18 protein-coding genes are annotated in these 13,355 nt (G+C 75.2%); 10 read left to right on the top strand and 8 right to left on the bottom strand.

The features are described from left to right. Nucleotides 1–119: 119 nt before the first annotated feature. Both E4P43_RS02995 and E4P43_RS02990 read right to left on the bottom strand, forming a co-directional pair. Nucleotides 120–1,358 carry a ribonuclease D gene (locus tag E4P43_RS02995; protein WP_135143946.1) on the bottom strand — a complete coding sequence of 413 codons (1,239 nt, stop codon included), beginning with the start codon at nucleotides 1,356–1,358 and terminating at the stop codon, nucleotides 120–122. 131 nt (nucleotides 1,359–1,489) lie between these two features. Next, nucleotides 1,490–2,113, bottom strand: coding sequence for a DUF3000 domain-containing protein (locus E4P43_RS02990; protein WP_245158907.1), 624 nt, complete (start codon nucleotides 2,111–2,113; stop codon nucleotides 1,490–1,492). 104 nt (nucleotides 2,114–2,217) lie between these two features. Between E4P43_RS02990 and hemE the strand changes: the two genes are divergently transcribed. The 5 genes from hemE to hemQ are packed head-to-tail and all read left to right on the top strand — an operon-like array spanning nucleotide 2,218 to nucleotide 6,663. Continuing rightward, nucleotides 2,218–3,294, top strand: coding sequence for a uroporphyrinogen decarboxylase (gene hemE, locus E4P43_RS02985; RefSeq protein WP_245158906.1), 1,077 nt, complete (start codon nucleotides 2,218–2,220; stop codon nucleotides 3,292–3,294). Then, nucleotides 3,291–4,661: a protoporphyrinogen oxidase gene (hemG, locus tag E4P43_RS02980; protein ID WP_135143943.1), complete on the top strand. Its 1,371-nt coding sequence runs from the start codon at nucleotides 3,291–3,293 to the stop codon at nucleotides 4,659–4,661. The genes hemE and hemG overlap by 4 nt, the downstream gene beginning before the upstream one ends. Before the next feature lie 50 nt (nucleotides 4,662–4,711). Beyond that, complete coding sequence (locus E4P43_RS19760) at nucleotides 4,712–4,870, top strand: hypothetical protein (protein ID WP_167759042.1); 159 nt, start codon at nucleotides 4,712–4,714, stop codon at nucleotides 4,868–4,870. A 53-nt stretch (nucleotides 4,871–4,923) separates the two neighbouring features. After that, nucleotides 4,924–5,895, top strand: a complete 972-nt coding sequence (locus E4P43_RS19755) for a hypothetical protein (RefSeq protein WP_167759041.1) — start codon at nucleotides 4,924–4,926, stop codon at nucleotides 5,893–5,895. Between the two features lie 51 nt (nucleotides 5,896–5,946). Continuing rightward, nucleotides 5,947–6,663, top strand: coding sequence for a hydrogen peroxide-dependent heme synthase (hemQ, locus tag E4P43_RS02970; RefSeq protein ID WP_135143942.1), 717 nt, complete (start codon nucleotides 5,947–5,949; stop codon nucleotides 6,661–6,663). A gap of 69 nt (nucleotides 6,664–6,732) precedes the next feature. Here hemQ and msrB read toward each other — a convergent pair whose 3' ends face one another. Both msrB and E4P43_RS20375 read right to left on the bottom strand, forming a co-directional pair. Further along, nucleotides 6,733–7,149: a peptide-methionine (R)-S-oxide reductase MsrB gene (msrB, locus tag E4P43_RS02965; protein ID WP_135143941.1), complete on the bottom strand. Its 417-nt coding sequence runs from the start codon at nucleotides 7,147–7,149 to the stop codon at nucleotides 6,733–6,735. Nucleotides 7,150–7,189: 40 nt separating this feature from the next. Then, nucleotides 7,190–7,432: a response regulator transcription factor gene (locus tag E4P43_RS20375; protein ID WP_348522092.1), complete on the bottom strand. Its 243-nt coding sequence runs from the start codon at nucleotides 7,430–7,432 to the stop codon at nucleotides 7,190–7,192. A gap of 12 nt (nucleotides 7,433–7,444) precedes the next feature. On the opposite strand from E4P43_RS20375, the gene E4P43_RS20370 reads away from it, so the two are divergent. Then, nucleotides 7,445–7,651, top strand: a complete 207-nt coding sequence (locus E4P43_RS20370) for a hypothetical protein (RefSeq protein ID WP_167759035.1) — start codon at nucleotides 7,445–7,447, stop codon at nucleotides 7,649–7,651. Between the two features lie 73 nt (nucleotides 7,652–7,724). Further along, the gene (locus E4P43_RS02955) at nucleotides 7,725–8,189 is read left to right on the top strand and encodes a hypothetical protein (RefSeq protein WP_245158904.1); all 465 of its coding nucleotides are present in this window, start codon (nucleotides 7,725–7,727) and stop codon (nucleotides 8,187–8,189) included. A 60-nt stretch (nucleotides 8,190–8,249) separates the two neighbouring features. Here E4P43_RS02955 and E4P43_RS02950 read toward each other — a convergent pair whose 3' ends face one another. From E4P43_RS02950 to E4P43_RS02940, 3 genes are all read right to left on the bottom strand, one after another. Next, a complete protein-coding gene (locus E4P43_RS02950; protein ID WP_135143939.1) occupies nucleotides 8,250–9,950 on the bottom strand; it encodes a hypothetical protein in 1,701 nt (566 codons plus the stop codon). Nucleotides 9,951–10,203: 253 nt separating this feature from the next. Next, nucleotides 10,204–10,407: a cold-shock protein gene (locus E4P43_RS02945; protein ID WP_040339721.1), complete on the bottom strand. Its 204-nt coding sequence runs from the start codon at nucleotides 10,405–10,407 to the stop codon at nucleotides 10,204–10,206. A gap of 156 nt (nucleotides 10,408–10,563) precedes the next feature. Continuing rightward, complete coding sequence (locus E4P43_RS02940) at nucleotides 10,564–10,971, bottom strand: hypothetical protein (RefSeq protein ID WP_135143938.1); 408 nt, start codon at nucleotides 10,969–10,971, stop codon at nucleotides 10,564–10,566. A gap of 238 nt (nucleotides 10,972–11,209) precedes the next feature. Between E4P43_RS02940 and E4P43_RS02935 the strand changes: the two genes are divergently transcribed. The 3 genes from E4P43_RS02935 to E4P43_RS02930 all read left to right on the top strand — a co-directional run bounded on the left by E4P43_RS02935 (nucleotide 11,210) and on the right by E4P43_RS02930 (nucleotide 12,253). Beyond that, complete coding sequence (locus E4P43_RS02935; protein ID WP_135143937.1) at nucleotides 11,210–11,452, top strand: hypothetical protein; 243 nt, start codon at nucleotides 11,210–11,212, stop codon at nucleotides 11,450–11,452. Between the two features lie 165 nt (nucleotides 11,453–11,617). Beyond that, the gene (locus E4P43_RS19745) at nucleotides 11,618–11,764 is read left to right on the top strand and encodes a hypothetical protein (RefSeq protein ID WP_167759040.1); all 147 of its coding nucleotides are present in this window, start codon (nucleotides 11,618–11,620) and stop codon (nucleotides 11,762–11,764) included. Nucleotides 11,765–11,842: 78 nt separating this feature from the next. Next, complete coding sequence (locus tag E4P43_RS02930; protein ID WP_348522091.1) at nucleotides 11,843–12,253, top strand: PilZ domain-containing protein; 411 nt, start codon at nucleotides 11,843–11,845, stop codon at nucleotides 12,251–12,253. A 7-nt stretch (nucleotides 12,254–12,260) separates the two neighbouring features. Here the strand turns inward: E4P43_RS02930 and E4P43_RS02925 are convergent, their stop codons facing one another. Beyond that, on the bottom strand, nucleotides 12,261–13,328 hold the full coding sequence (locus tag E4P43_RS02925; protein WP_135143935.1) for a DNA polymerase domain-containing protein: 1,068 nt from the start codon (nucleotides 13,326–13,328) through the stop codon (nucleotides 12,261–12,263). Nucleotides 13,329–13,355: the final 27 nt, after the last annotated feature.

Here is a 13,355-nt window from a genome sequence, read left to right as displayed (position 1 = left end):
CACTGGCCGGCGGGCGGCAGGTGATCCCCACCGACGGGGCGCTGTCCGCGAGCTGCGGACGGCGCCCCGTCGGCGTCGGTGCCGCCCGGTAGGTCGGGCGGCACCACGCGTCGGCCGGGTCAGGCCTTGGTGACGGCGTCGGTGAGGACGTCGACGGTCAGCACGACCTGCCACTCGCGCGCGCCGCCGGCACGCAGGGCCTCGGCGACGGTCGCGGCGTCGCGCGGCTCCGGCGGGCTCCACGTGATCCGGCGGACCAGGTCGGGGGAGACGATGTTCTCCACCGGCACCGAGTGCTTCTCCGACAGCTCCGCCAGCCCGGCGCGGGCCAGCTGGAGACGCTGGGCGGCGGCCGGGTCGCGGTCGGCCCAGCGGTTGACCGGCGGAGGGCCGTCACCCGGCTTGCTGTGCAGCGGCAGGTCGTCCTCCGGCAGCGCCTTGCCGCGGGCCAGGGCGGTGAACCAGTGCGCCACGAGGCGGCGGTTGGCGCGGCCCCGGAACACCGGGAGCTCGAGCAGGGCGCCCTCGTTCTTCGGGTCGGCCTGCACCGCCGCGACCATCGCCGAGTCCGGCAGCACCCGGCCGGGGGCGACGTCGCGCTTGCGGGCCAGGGTGTCGCGGGCCTCCCAGATGGCCCGGAGCATGCCGAGCTGGCGGCGGCTGCGCAGCCCGTGCACGCCCGAGGTGCGCCGCCACGGGTCCTGCTTGGGCGGCGGCGGGCCGGCGGCGAGGATCGCCTCGAACTCCTGGCGCGCCCACTCCGTCTTGCCCTGCTCCTCGAGGATCGCGGCCAGGGCGTCGCGGAGGTCGACCAGCACCTCGACGTCGAGCGCGGCGTAGACCAGCCACTCCTCGGGGAGCGGCCGGGTGCTCCAGTCGGCGGCCGAGTGGCCCTTCTGCAGCGAGTAGCCCAGCAGCGACTCGACGACGGCGCCCAGCCCGACACGGGGCAGGCCGGCGAGCCGCGCGGCCAGCTCGGTGTCGAAGATCCGCGAGGGGACCAGGCCGATCTCGGCCAGACAGGGCAGGTCCTGGTTGGCGGCGTGCAGGACCCACTCGGCGTCGGCGATGGCCGCCTGGAGCACCGACAGGTCCGGCAGCGGGATCGGGTCGAGCAGGCCGGTGCCGGAGCCGTTGCGCCGCAGCTGCACCAGGTAGGCCTTCTGCCCGTAGCGGTAGCCGGAGGCCCGCTCGGCGTCGACGGCGACCGGCCCGGTGCCGGCGCGCAGCGCCTCGGCGTACTCGACCAGCTGGGTGGACGTCTCGATGACCGGGGGCAGACCGTCGCGGGGAGCGAGGAGGGGGGTCGCCGCCGGAGCGGTCTCCTGCTCCGGCCGGGGCGTGGGGTCGGTGCTCAGTTGCCGTCCACCTTCTTGCCGGTCCTCGTCTGTCGGTCGCCGGCGCCCGGCCGGGTCGGCTGCGGCCCGGCCGCAGGATCCAGAAGAGGAGCACCGGCTGCGCGGGCTGGTGCCCTCGCGCCGGTTCGATGTTAGAGAGTCTCGCTACCGACCCGGTCGGAGGGACCCAGCAGCCGCACTCCGGGCGGCGGCAGCCCGGCCGCGTTACCGAGGACCTCGAGCCACGCCTGGAAGTGCCGGCCCAGGTCCGTGTCCTCGGCCGTCCAGGACGCCCGCATCTCGACGTCGACCGAGTGCTCGGGCCCGGCCAGCTCGCCGAACCGGGTGGAGGCGGTGCGCGTGACCGTCCCGCCGACGGTGTGGTGGCCCGCCCCGGACTCGCCGAGCGCGTCGGTCAGCCAGCTCCAGGCGACCTCGGAGAACATCGCGTCGTCGACGAGCTGCTCGTCGGTCGCGGCGGAGAGGTAGCCGACGCAGCGCATCGTCCCGTGCCAGGCCTCGTGGCCCTCCGGGTCGAACAGCACGATGAACCGCGCGCTGGCGATGTCGTCGTCCGGGTCCTCGGGGTCGGCGATGTTCGCCCCGATGGCGTGCGCGAACGGGGCCAGCCGCTGGGGCGCGGGGATGTGCTCCAGCTCGATCTCCGGCCGCGCGCGGACCGCGGCCAGGGACTCGAGGGCCGCGCGGAAGGCCGCCGGGACGTCGGCGACGTCCCGCGAGGGTTCCCCGGCACCGGCCAGGTTTCGCGGCTCCACGAGCGCAGAGTAGGCCGGGACACCGGACATGGCCGCAGACGCGCCGCATGTCCACCCGACGCGCCGGAGGACCGTGCGACGGTCGTCTGGGAGGATCGACGCTCGTGAGTGCTCCCGCGTCGGCGTCCCCGGCCGATTCCGATCTCGTCCGCGCCGCCCGTGGCCTCCCGGTGAGCCGGACCCCGGTGTGGTTCATGCGCCAGGCAGGGCGGTCGCTGCCGGAGTACCGGGAGCTGCGCGCCGGCACCAAGATGCTCGACGCCTGCCAGGACCCCGACCTGATCACCGAGATCACGCTGCAGCCGGTCCGCCGGCACGGGGTCGACGCGGCGATCTTCTTCTCCGACATCGTGCTGCCGCTCGTGGTCGCCGGCGTCGACATCGAGATCAAGCCCGGCGTCGGCCCGGTCGTGGCGAGCCCGGTGCGCACCGTCGCCGACGTCGACGCGCTCCCCGACCTCGACCCCGACCGGCTGGGCTTCCTGGAGACCGCGGTGCGCCGGCTGGTCGCCGAGCTCGGCGCCACGCCGCTCATCGGCTTCGCCGGCGCCCCCTTCACCCTGGCCACCTACCTCATCGAGGGCGGCCCCTCCAAGGAGCACGCGGGCACCAAGGCGTTCATGTACGCCGAGCCCGAGGCCTGGTCGCGGCTGCTGCAGAAGCTCTCGGTCTCGTCCTCGACGTTCCTCCGCGCCCAGGTCGACGCCGGCGCCTCCGCCGTCCAGCTCTTCGACTCCTGGGCCGGCGTGCTGTCGGCCGCCGACTACGCCGAGCGCGTGCTGCCGCACTCCCGCGCCGTGTTCGACGGGCTGGGCGAGCGCGACGTGCCGCGCATCCACTTCGGCGTGGGCACCGGCGAGCTGCTGCCGCTGATCGGCGACGCCGGGGCCGACGTGGTCGGTGTCGACTGGCGGGTCCCGCTGGACGAGGCGGCCCGCCGCGTCGGGCCGGGCCGGTCGCTCCAGGGCAACCTCGACCCCGCCGTGCTGCTGGCCGACCGGAAGACCGTGGACCGCGAGGTGCGCCGCGTCGTCGAGCAGGCGAAGGCCGCGCGCGGGCACATCTTCAACCTGGGCCACGGCGTGCTGCCCGAGACCGACCCCGGCGTGCTCACCCACGTCGTCGAGCTGGTCCACGAGCTGACGGCGTCGTCCGCCCACGCCACCACGCCGGGCCGGTGACCACCCGCCGCCTGGTCGTCGTCGGCGCCGGGATCACCGGCCTGGCCGCCGCCTTCGAGTGGCGGCGGCGCCGTCCCGACGACGAGATCGTCGTCCTGGAGGCCGGCGACCGGATCGGCGGCAAGCTGCACCGCATCCAGCTGGCCGGGCACTGGTACGACACCGGGCCCGAGGCCATGCTCGCGCGGGTGCCGGAGGCGGTCGGGCTGGTCGAGGCCCTGGGGCTGGGCGAGCGGCTGGTCGCGCCCGCGACCACGCAGGCGTCGGTCGTGCTGCCCGAGGGCCGGTTCCCGCTGCCGGCGGGCACGGTGCTCGGCGTGCCGGCGTCCGCCGACGGGCTCGACGGGTTCCTGTCGCCCGACGGCGTGGCCCGCGTGCGTGCCGAGGCCGACCTGCCGCCGCTGAGCGTGGACGGCGACGTCTCCGTCGGCGGGCTGCTGCGCGAGCGGCTCGGCGACGAGGTGGTCGACCGCCTGGTCGAGCCGCTGCTGGGCGGTGTCTACGCCGGCCGGGCGGACGAGCTCTCCCTCCAGGCCACCATGCCGGCGCTCTTCGCGCACCTGCCCGGTGCCGGGTCGGTCCTCGCGGCCGCCGCGGCCGCCCGGGACGCCGGTACCCGCAGCCGCGGCGACGCCGACGGCCCGGTCTTCAAGACCGTCGACGAGGGCATCGGCTCGCTGCCCGCGGCGCTCGTCGCGGCGGCCCGCGCCGAGGTGCGGCTGCGCGCGCCGGCCCACGCGATCCGGCGGACCCCCTCGGGACTGGAGGTCTCCGTCGGGCAGGTGGCGCACCCGGAGGTGCTCCACGCCGACGCCGTGCTCGTCGCCGCCCCCGCGGGCAAGGCCGCGCGCCTGCTCGGTGGGGTGGCCCCGGCTGCGGTGGAGCCGCTCCAGGGCATCCCGTACGCGTCGATGGCCGTCGTCGCGATGGCCTTCCCGGCCCAGGACGTCGGTGCCGGCTCGGGGCTGCTCGTGCCGCCGGTCACCGGCCGGCTGGTCAAGGGCGTCACCGTCTCCTCCTCGAAGTGGCCGCACCTGGGCGGCGACGTGCTGCTCGTGCGCTCGTCGGTGGGCCGGTTCCGCGACGAGTCGGAGCTGCAGCGCACCGACGAGGACCTCGCCGCAGCCGTCGTCGCGGACGTCGCCGACCTGCTGGGGCTGTCCCGGCCCGAGCCGGTGCAGACCGCGGTGGTGCGCTGGGGCGGCGGGCTGCCGCAGTACCTCGTCGGCCACCAGGGGCGGGTGGACGCCGTCCGGGCCGCCGTCGGGGACGTGCCGGGCCTGGGCATCGCCGGCGCCGCCTTCGCCGGCGTGGGTGTGCCGGCCTGCATCCGCGACGCCCACCGGGCCGTCGACGCCCTCCTGTGACCTCCGACCGGCCCGGGCATCACCGGTGGGCGAAGGGCGTTCTCTCCCGTGTGAGCACCACGCACCACCCGAACAAGAGGACCACCACCCACTCCACGACCCCCGCCCGCTGCCTGCGCCACCACGTCTGGATGGCGGCGTGCCACGACTGCCGGCAGGCCCACGGCGCGGTCGCGCCCCGGCCGGATGCGGCCGGCCGCGGCGACTGAGCCGTGACCCCCGCCGGGTTGCCGGGGCGGACGCCGCCCCGCAGGGTCGAGGGATGACCAGCACCTTCGTCCGCGGGCTGGCCGCCGGTGCCCTGGGCGCCGTCGTCCTCGACGCCGTCAACCACCTCGACATGGCCGTGCGCGGCCGCCCGGCCAGCGCCGTCCCGGGGCGCCTCGTCGACGCCGCCGCGGCGGCCGTCGAGCGGGACGTCCCCGGTCGCGGCGAGGCCCGTCGGAACCGGCGCAGCGCCCTCGGTGCGCTCGCCGGCATCGGCAACGGTCTCGGCACCGGCGTGCTCGCCAGCGCGCTGCGCTCGGCCGGCGTGCGCCTCCCCGCACCCGTCGGGGCGGTCGTCGCCGGCGCGACCTCGATGGCCCTGACCGACGGCGCGGTCGCCGGGCTCGGCGTCGACGACCCGCGCCGGTGGACGCGGCAGGAGTGGCTGGCCGACGTCGTCCCCCACCTGGCCTACGGCGCCGCGGTGCAGACGGTGCTGGAGAGCGTGCCCACCGAGGCGGAGCGCGCCCGCCCGGTGCGACCGGCGGGTGCGGGCCTGACGGCGCGGTCCTTCGTCCTCGGCGTCGCCGCGGGCGGCCGCAGCGCGCTGGGCCTCGCCGGCCCGGCGCTCACCGCACCCGCACGCGCGGGTGCGCCCGGGCGGCGGTCGGTCCCGACCCGGCTGCTCTCCCTCGCGGCCCTCGCCGGGGAGCTCGTGGTCGACAAGCAGCCGGCCACACCGGCCCGCACGGAGCCGGGCGCGCTCGCCGGCCGGCTGGGGTCCGCGGCGGTCGGCGGCGCCGCCCTGGCCGGACGGGAGCGGGCCAACGGGGCGCTGCCGGTGCTCGCGGCCGCCGCGGGCGGCGTCGTCGGGAGCTTCGGCGGGCTCCGCTGGCGCCGGTGGGCCGGGGAGCGGATGCCCGACCTCCGCGCTGCCCTGCTCGAGGACGCCGCCGCCATCGGCCTCGCGGCGCTGGCCTGCCTGCCCGGGCGCTCCGCGCGCCCGCTGGTCGCCGTCCCGCGGTAGATCACAGCCCCTCGGCGCCAGCGGCGGTCGCGGGCGCGCGACAATGGCGGCATGAGCGACCAGGTCGAGGAACGCAGCATCGGCAAGCGGGCGAACGAGCTGAACGCGAGCATCCGCTACACGATGTGGTCGGTGTTCAAGCTGGCGACGCCGTTCGGCGACGAGCAGCGCGCCGCGGCCGGCGACGAGGTGGCCGCCCTGATCGAGGAGCTGGCCGGCAAGGACGTCGTCGTCCGGGGCACCTACGACGTGAGCGGGCTGCGCGCCGACGCCGACCTGATGGTGTGGTGGCACTCCTCCTCGGCGGAGGCGCTGCAGGAGGCCTACTCGCGGCTGCGGCGCACCGCGCTGGGTCGCCGGCTGGAGCCGGTGTGGTCGCAGATGGCGCTGCACCGCCCCGCGGAGTTCAACCGCAGCCACATCCCGGCGTTCCTCGCCGACGAGGAGCCGCGCCGCTTCGTGTGCGTCTACCCGTTCGTGCGCTCCTACGAGTGGTACCTGCTGCCCGACGAGGAGCGGCGGGACATGCTCAAGGAGCACGGCATGCAGGCCCGGCCCTACCCGGACGTGCGGGCCAACACCGTCGCCTCGTTCGGCCTGGGCGACTACGAGTGGATGCTCGCCTTCGAGGCCGACGAGCTGCACCGCATCGTCGACCTGATGCGCGACCTGCGGGCCAGCCGCGCCCGGCGGCACGTGCGCGAGGAGGTGCCGTTCTACACCGGCACCCGCAAGCCGGTCAGCGAGCTCGTCGCCGACCTGCCCTGACCCTGCGCGCAGACGCCAAAGGGCGGCTACCGACCACTCGGTAGCCGCCCTCTGGCGTTCGGGCGCGGGTTACTCGGCCGGCTGCAGCCGGATGGAGACCGAGTTGATGCAGTAGCGGTCGCCGGTGGGCGTCTGCGGGGCGTCGTCGAACAGGTGGCCCAGGTGGCTCTCGCAGGAGGCGCAGAGCACCTCGGTGCGGATCATCCCGTAGCTGCGGTCCTCGCGGAGGATGACGTTGTCCTCGGCGGAGGCCTCGTAGAACGACGGCCAGCCGCAGTGCGAGTCGAACTTGGTCTCCGAGCGGAAGAGCTCGGCGCCGCAGGCGCGGCACTCGTAGACGCCGACGGTCTTGGTGTCGACGTACTCACCGGTCCAGGCCCGCTCGGTGCCGGCCTGGCGGAGCACCGCGTACTCCTCGGGGGACAGCTGCGCGCGCCACTCCTCGTCGGTCTTCGTGACCTTGGGCTGCGATGCGGAGGTGGTCATGCCCGGACGAACGAGCAGGGGCCGGGCACCATTCCCGAGGTCACCGCCCCAGGCCCGCCTCGCGCGCCCGCACGATGGCCTGCGCCCGGTCGGTGACGTGCAGCTTGGCCAGCACGTTGGACACGTTGTTGCGCACCGTCTTCGGCGACAGGTACAGCGTGGCGGCGATCTGCGCGTTGGAGCGCCCCGCGGCGACCAGGTCCAGCACCTCCCGCTCCCGGGCGGTCAGCTGCGGGAACGCGGTCTCGGGCCCCGTCGGGCCGGCGGAGAAGAACTCCGCGATCCGGCGATCGGGGTGCGGATCGCGATCGCCGGCCGCTGGAGGGGGGCCGCCCGCTTCTGGCCGACGGTCGCCGAGAGCTGGGCGCCGGTCACCGTCCCGACCGCCTTCCTGCTCCCCGCGGCGGCGCAGTACGTCGGTGCGGCGCACCTGCTCATCGGCTACGTGGCCCTGGGTGTCATCCTCGCGGCCCGGCCGGAGCTGACCGGGACGCGGGACTGAGGGAGCGCTCCGCCCCACCGCCCCGCTCACCCGCACGGGTGGGCGGGGCGGTGGCATGCCGGAGACTGGGGGAGTGAGCACCCCTGACGCACCGCTGCCCGACGCCTGGTTCACCCGCGACCTCCCGGTGCTGCGGGCCATCGCCCGGCTGGTCGACGGGCCGGAGCACGGCGGGGCGCCCTACCTGCTCGGCGCGGTGGTCCCCGCCAGCGGCCTGCAGAAGGCGGAGGTGGTCTCGGCGGCGAAGGCGCTGGCGGCCGCCGGGTACATCGAGCCGCTGACCAACCACGCCGGTGACATCGTCCGCATCACGGCCATCTCGGCCGAGGCCCGGCGCCTGGCCGGCCTGTGGCCGACACCCCAGGGGGAGTGGGACCGGCTGCTGGAGCAGGTGGAGGCCCGGGCCGCGAACGCGCCGACCGACGTGGAGCGGCAGCGGTGGCGCGCTCTGGCCGACGCGGCGGCGGCCGTGGGACCGGACGCCGGGGCGCTGCTCATGCAGTCGCTGATCGGCGGTTACGTGCCGCGCAGGCGCTGAGCGCCGCGGGCAGCGGACGGGCGCGGGGGACGTCGGTCCCACGCGCCCGTCCGGCCGACCTCAGCGCGTGCGGGGCCGGCGGCGTGCGCGCCAGACCAGCACGAGCCCGCCGGCGAGCAGGCCAGCGGCCAGCGTGACCAGGCCGGCCAGCTCCACGCCGGTGTGGGCCAGGGGCCCTGCGGAGCCGCGCGCGGGGGAGGGGGAGACCGCGTCGGCGGGGACCGCGGCGGGCGCCGCGACCGCGGTCGGGGTGCCGGCGCCGCCTCCCCCGGGAGCCACGACGGGGGCGGCGACGACCACGTCCCGCAGCACCGGCAGGGCGGCCGCGAACGTCGGGTCGCCGCCCTGCTGCGCCTCGACGGTGCAGGTGCCGGCGGCGTGCAGGGTCAGCGTCGAGCCGCTGACGGTGCACACCGACGGGGTGCGGGAGAGGTAGGCCACCGGCAGCCCGGAGTCGCTGACGGCGGCCAGCGGGACCGTTCCCCCGGGACGCGGGGTGCCGGTCGGCGCGGGGAAGGTGATCGCCTGGGGGGTCGTCCCGTCCGCCGTGATGTCGAACGACTGGATCACCGAGGTCGCCGGGGCGTAGGTGCCGTTCCCCGCGGCGCTGGCGGTCACGTCGCACTGGCCCTCCGCGACGTAGGTGACCACGTTCCCCGACACGGTGCAGGCCCACGGGGACCAGCTGCTGAAGGTGACCGGCAGGCCGGAGGACGAGGTGGCGGACACCTGACGGCTGCCGTCGCTGAGCCGGCGGTCCGACAGCGGGGCGAACGTGATGGTCTGCGGCATCCCGGCGAGGCTCAGGTCGTCGGTGAAGACGAGGTCGTAGCGGAACGTCTGCACCCCGGCGGGGGCCGCGGCGCCGGTGGGCAGGCCGGTCGACTGCGCGAGGTCCCAGTTGATGCCCATGCCGTTGTCGGTGAGCGAATCCGGGTTGAGGGCCGCGCTGCCCGTCGGGTAGTCCCGGCCCCGGTTCATGAACCCCTGCTCGGCGCAGTCCATGAACATGCAGGAGTACTCGCCGCTCCAGTAACCGGTCCAGACGGGACCGGAGACGTGCCGGTAGGCCTCCACCACCGTGCGGTCGTCGTCGATGACGCCGACGACGGGGTGGCTCCCCCCGCTCGCGAAGCCGGCGCCCTCGTCGCGACCGTTGAGCGTCGTGTCGATGGAGCGGTACAGCTTGACCGTCTCGGTGTTGCCGGCCGGCACGGTCACCTGCGCCGTTTCGGTGTAGAAGTCGTCGGAGGTGGCGGCGTACCCGAGGGTGAGCTGCACCTCGTAGGCGCGCGCGGTGTCCGGGTCGGTCCAGGTGAGCAGGCTGGTGATGGCGCCGGGGCCGGTGGTCGAACCGCCGGTCGCGGTGACGGAGTCCCACTCCACCGACTGCGCGACGTCACCGGCCGTGGTGGTCACCTTGCTGTGCCGCGGGCCCACCAGCGTGTCGCCGACCCGCAGGTAGATCCCGTTGAAGAGGCCGGACGTGGTGGTCGCCGCGGGCAGCTGCATCTGGCCGTACACCTGTCCCCGGCCCTCGCGACGGATCTGGATCTGCTCCGACCCGTAGTGGATCGCCAGCCCGTCGGAGGCGTTGGTGCCGCCGCTGGTGTTCACACCGACGGGCGGGTCGTAGGCCTGGGCGGGGCCGGCGCCGAGCAGCACCAGGCCGGCGGCCGTGCCGAGTGCGGTGAGGGCACGCGGGGCCAGGCGCGGGCGGGGCCGGCGCGTGGCGGTGCGGCGGGGGATGCGGTTGTTCAAGGGGGGCTACGTGCTCTCGACGGGCATCGGCGGGCCGACGCGTGGACGGACCGCGACAGCGAACTACGCCGTCAGGCCCGCCCGTCGCTCCGCCGCCGCGTGTGCCGTCCGAAGCCTGCGAGGGCGGCTGGCAAGGGCTGCCAGCACCCGTCCCGCCCGCCCCACCGGCCCCGTGCGTGCCGGGTCCTTGCGTCCGCGAACGACAGCGCCCCCGCCCGGAGAACCGGACGGGGGCGCTGCGCCGATCAGATGATCAGAGCGGGGTGACGTTCGCAGCCTGCGGGCCCTTCTGGCCCTGCTCGATGTCGAACGCGATCCGCTGGCCTTCGTCGAGCGAGCGGTACCCGCTGGTCTGGATGGCCGAGTAGTGGACGAACACATCCGGTCCGCCACCGTCAGGGGTGGCGAAGCCGAACCCCTTCTCCGCGTTGAACCACTTGACAGTTCCTTCGGGCATTGCTCGCTCCTAGCTGAGGTTGTGCATCGGGGTCCTGCCATAGCGCAGGGCCTTCCCGACGCCCCAACCCTAGCCAAAGATCGCCGGAAGGGAACACGCCGCCGCAGAACTGTGACCTGCAGCTCTTCCCGGAGGTGCCGGAGCGGCACCGGACCGTCACAGCAAGTGGCCGGGATCCTCGGGGAAAGCAGGTGCGGTCCGCCGTCGGCGCGGCGCGTACGCGCCCACCGCGTAGGTGCTCCCCGGGACGGGTGGGGGCGGCGGCGCAGTGGGCAGCGGGACCGGGTCGGCCCGCCAGGACCGGACGCCGATGGGGCCCGGGGGCGGAGCGGGGACGCGCTCCCGGTTCTCCAGGCGCAGGGCGAGGGAGGGCCCCCACCGCTCGGCGCCCAGCTTCAGCGCGAGCAGGACGGCCAGGAGGACCGAGACGGTGAGGAAGGCGTCGGTGACCGCCGTCGCCACGTCCAGGGCGGTGACCTGGGGCCACCCGACGGTCTCCAGGGAGTGGCCGACCATCTCGATGACGACGTACAGCACGCCGTACACCAGCAGCCAGACCTTCACGTGCTTCCCTCCGTCGGAACTCCTGACCTGCATCGACCCGTGGGCGGCGGTGCTGGAGCAGGCGGCCTGGGGCGGTCCGCCCGCGTCACCCGTGTGGGGGAGGGGGCCATCGGACCGGACGGGCGGAGGCCGGTCTTGCGGATTTCCTGCGGTTCTCTCGGCGTGGGCGTGCGCCTGGACCCGCACGGTCATGGAGCCGGACGGATCCGGCAGCCAGCGCCGAACCAGGAGAACCACCATGCGCCCCGCAGCAGCCACCCACGCCCCCGTCATCGCCGAGCTCGGCGCCGCCGTCCCCCTGCGGGAGATCGACGACCTGCTCGACGCCGACCTGGACCTGCTGCTGGCCGACCGGCTGGCGGAGTCGGCGGTCGCCCTCCGCGCGGCTGCGGCCGCCGCGACCCTGGCCGTCGAGATGGCCGGCCCGGCGGCGCTGGTGGCGCACCGCCTCGGCGCGCGGGCCCGTCGCCTGGCCTCCTGAGCCGCGGAGCGGCCCTCACCCGGTAGGGGGAGGGCCCTGCACCGAGCAGAGAACTCGGCGGACACGCCCGCCGATGGACGAGGGGGAGGTCGGCCAGGTCGCTAGCCTCCGCCGTCACGGCCAGGAGGCCGGACAGTTCTCTCAGTGTGCAGGTGGAGGATCCCGATGACCGACCCGAACGCTGTTCGCCCCGAGGTGAGCACGTCGGGCGACGTGACCCTGGTGGCGCGCGGTATCACCGTGACCGCGTCCGTCGAGGTCTCGACCGAGTTCGTCATCTCCGTCCGGCCCCACGGCGAGGGCACCGCGTAGAAGACCTCGGTCAAGCCCGGGGACTCCGTCGAGCTCTACTGGGTCGCCGGCTACGAGGAGCGGACGCTCCCGGCCAAGATCACCGGCCTGGACGACGAGGGCGAGGACGTCCTCTGGAACCTGACGGCGACCGGCCCCGCGGAGCGCAGCCAGCGCCGGCGCGCGGTCCGGGCGCGGGTCGAGGTGCCCGTGACCATGCCGTGGTCGGACGGCATGCTGTCCGGTCACACCGTGGACCTCAGCGAGGCCGGCCTGCGGGCGCTGGTCGACGGCTGGGGCCTGCCGCCGGACAACGGCGCCAAGATCCAGGTCGGCGTCGACCTCCGGGAGCGCACGGTGCACCTGCGGGGCGAGATCGTGCGCCAGACGGTCCAGGGCCCGCGCTGGCTGCTGTCCGTGCGGTTCCTCGACGTGCCGGAGGGCGACAGCGACTCGCTGCGCCGCCGGGTGTTCCAGGCGCTGCGCGAGGAGCGCGCCGCCGCGGAGTGAGGCGGCGTCAGCCCTCCGCCGCGGCCGGCTTCCGGGCGCGGCTGGGCTGCACCCGCATCGGCTCGCCCGGCATCTTCGGGTAGTCGGGGGGATAGGGGAGGTCGCCGAGGCCGGCGTCCCTCTCCTGCTTCTCCGCGAGCTCCAGCAGGCCCGAGATGTCGAAGGCGTGGTCGGCCAGGCCGGCGTGCTTGTCGCCGACCTCCCGGAACCGGGCCGGCATGGTCAGGACGTCGAAGTCGAACGGCGAGACGTCGGGCAGCTCGTCCCAGTCCACCGGTGCCGAGACCGGGGCGTGCGGCTTGGGCCGGATGGAGTACGCCGAGGCGATCGTGCGGTCCCGGGCCATCTGGTTGTAGTCGATGAAGATCTTCTCGCCGCGCTCCTCCTTCCACCACGACATCGTCACGCGGTCCGGGAGGCGGCGTTCCAGCTCGCGGCCGAAGGCGATGACCGCCCGGCGGACGTCGGTGAACGTCCACCGCGGCAGGATCGGCACGTAGATGTGCACGCCGCGTCCCCCCGAGGTCTTCGGCCAGCCCTCCATGCCGAACTCGTGCAGCAGCTCGCGCACGTGCGGGGCCACCCACACCGCGTCGGAGAAGTCGGTGCCCGGCTGGGGGTCGAGGTCGATGCGGATCTGGTTCGGGGACTCGACGTCGGCCTTGCTCACCGGCCAGGGGTGGAACGTCAGCGTCCCGAGGTTCGCGCACCACGCGACGACGGCGACCGAGTCCGGCGCGATCTCGTCGGCGGTGCGCCCGCTGGGGAACGTGATGTGCGCCGTCGGCACCCACGGCGGGGCGTTCTTGGGCACCCGCTTCTGGTAGAACGCGTCGCCGGTGTTGTCCACGCGGGTCGAGATCCGGGCCCCCTCGAACACGCCGCCGGGCCAGCGCTCGAGCGTCGTCGGCCGGTCCTCGAGGGCGAACAGGATGCCCTCGCCGACGGCGACGAAGTACTCGACGACGTCGATCTTGCGCACGCCCTTCTCGGCGAAGTACGGCTTCTCCGGGTTGGAGACCCGCACCTCGTGACCGTCGACGTCGAGGACGACGGCGTCCTTGCTGCTGGCCATCAAGCCGCTCCGCTCGCTCAGCCGGGG

Source organism: Blastococcus sp. TF02A-35 (genome assembly GCF_004571075.1).
Taxonomy (GTDB): Bacteria; Actinomycetota; Actinomycetes; order Mycobacteriales; family Geodermatophilaceae; genus Blastococcus.
Note: the sequence above shows the minus strand (reverse complement) of the source record. Positions and strands in the feature narration are given on the sequence as shown.

Bases quoted from the DNA above. Each gene is read 5' to 3' on its own strand.
- E4P43_RS19755 (WP_167759041.1), top strand. From the start codon at position 4,924: ATGACCAGCACCTTCGTCCGCGGGCTGGCCGCCGGTGCCCTGGGCGCC.
- hemQ (WP_135143942.1), top strand. From the start codon at position 5,947: ATGAGCGACCAGGTCGAGGAACGCAGCATCGGCAAGCGGGCGAACGAG.
- msrB (WP_135143941.1), bottom strand. From the start codon at position 7,149: ATGACCACCTCCGCATCGCAGCCCAAGGTCACGAAGACCGACGAGGAG.
- E4P43_RS02945 (WP_040339721.1), bottom strand. From the start codon at position 10,407: ATGCCCGAAGGAACTGTCAAGTGGTTCAACGCGGAGAAGGGGTTCGGC.
- E4P43_RS02935 (WP_135143937.1), top strand. From the start codon at position 11,210: ATGCGCCCCGCAGCAGCCACCCACGCCCCCGTCATCGCCGAGCTCGGC.
- E4P43_RS19745 (WP_167759040.1), top strand. From the start codon at position 11,618: ATGACCGACCCGAACGCTGTTCGCCCCGAGGTGAGCACGTCGGGCGAC.
- E4P43_RS02925 (WP_135143935.1), bottom strand. From the start codon at position 13,328: ATGGCCAGCAGCAAGGACGCCGTCGTCCTCGACGTCGACGGTCACGAG.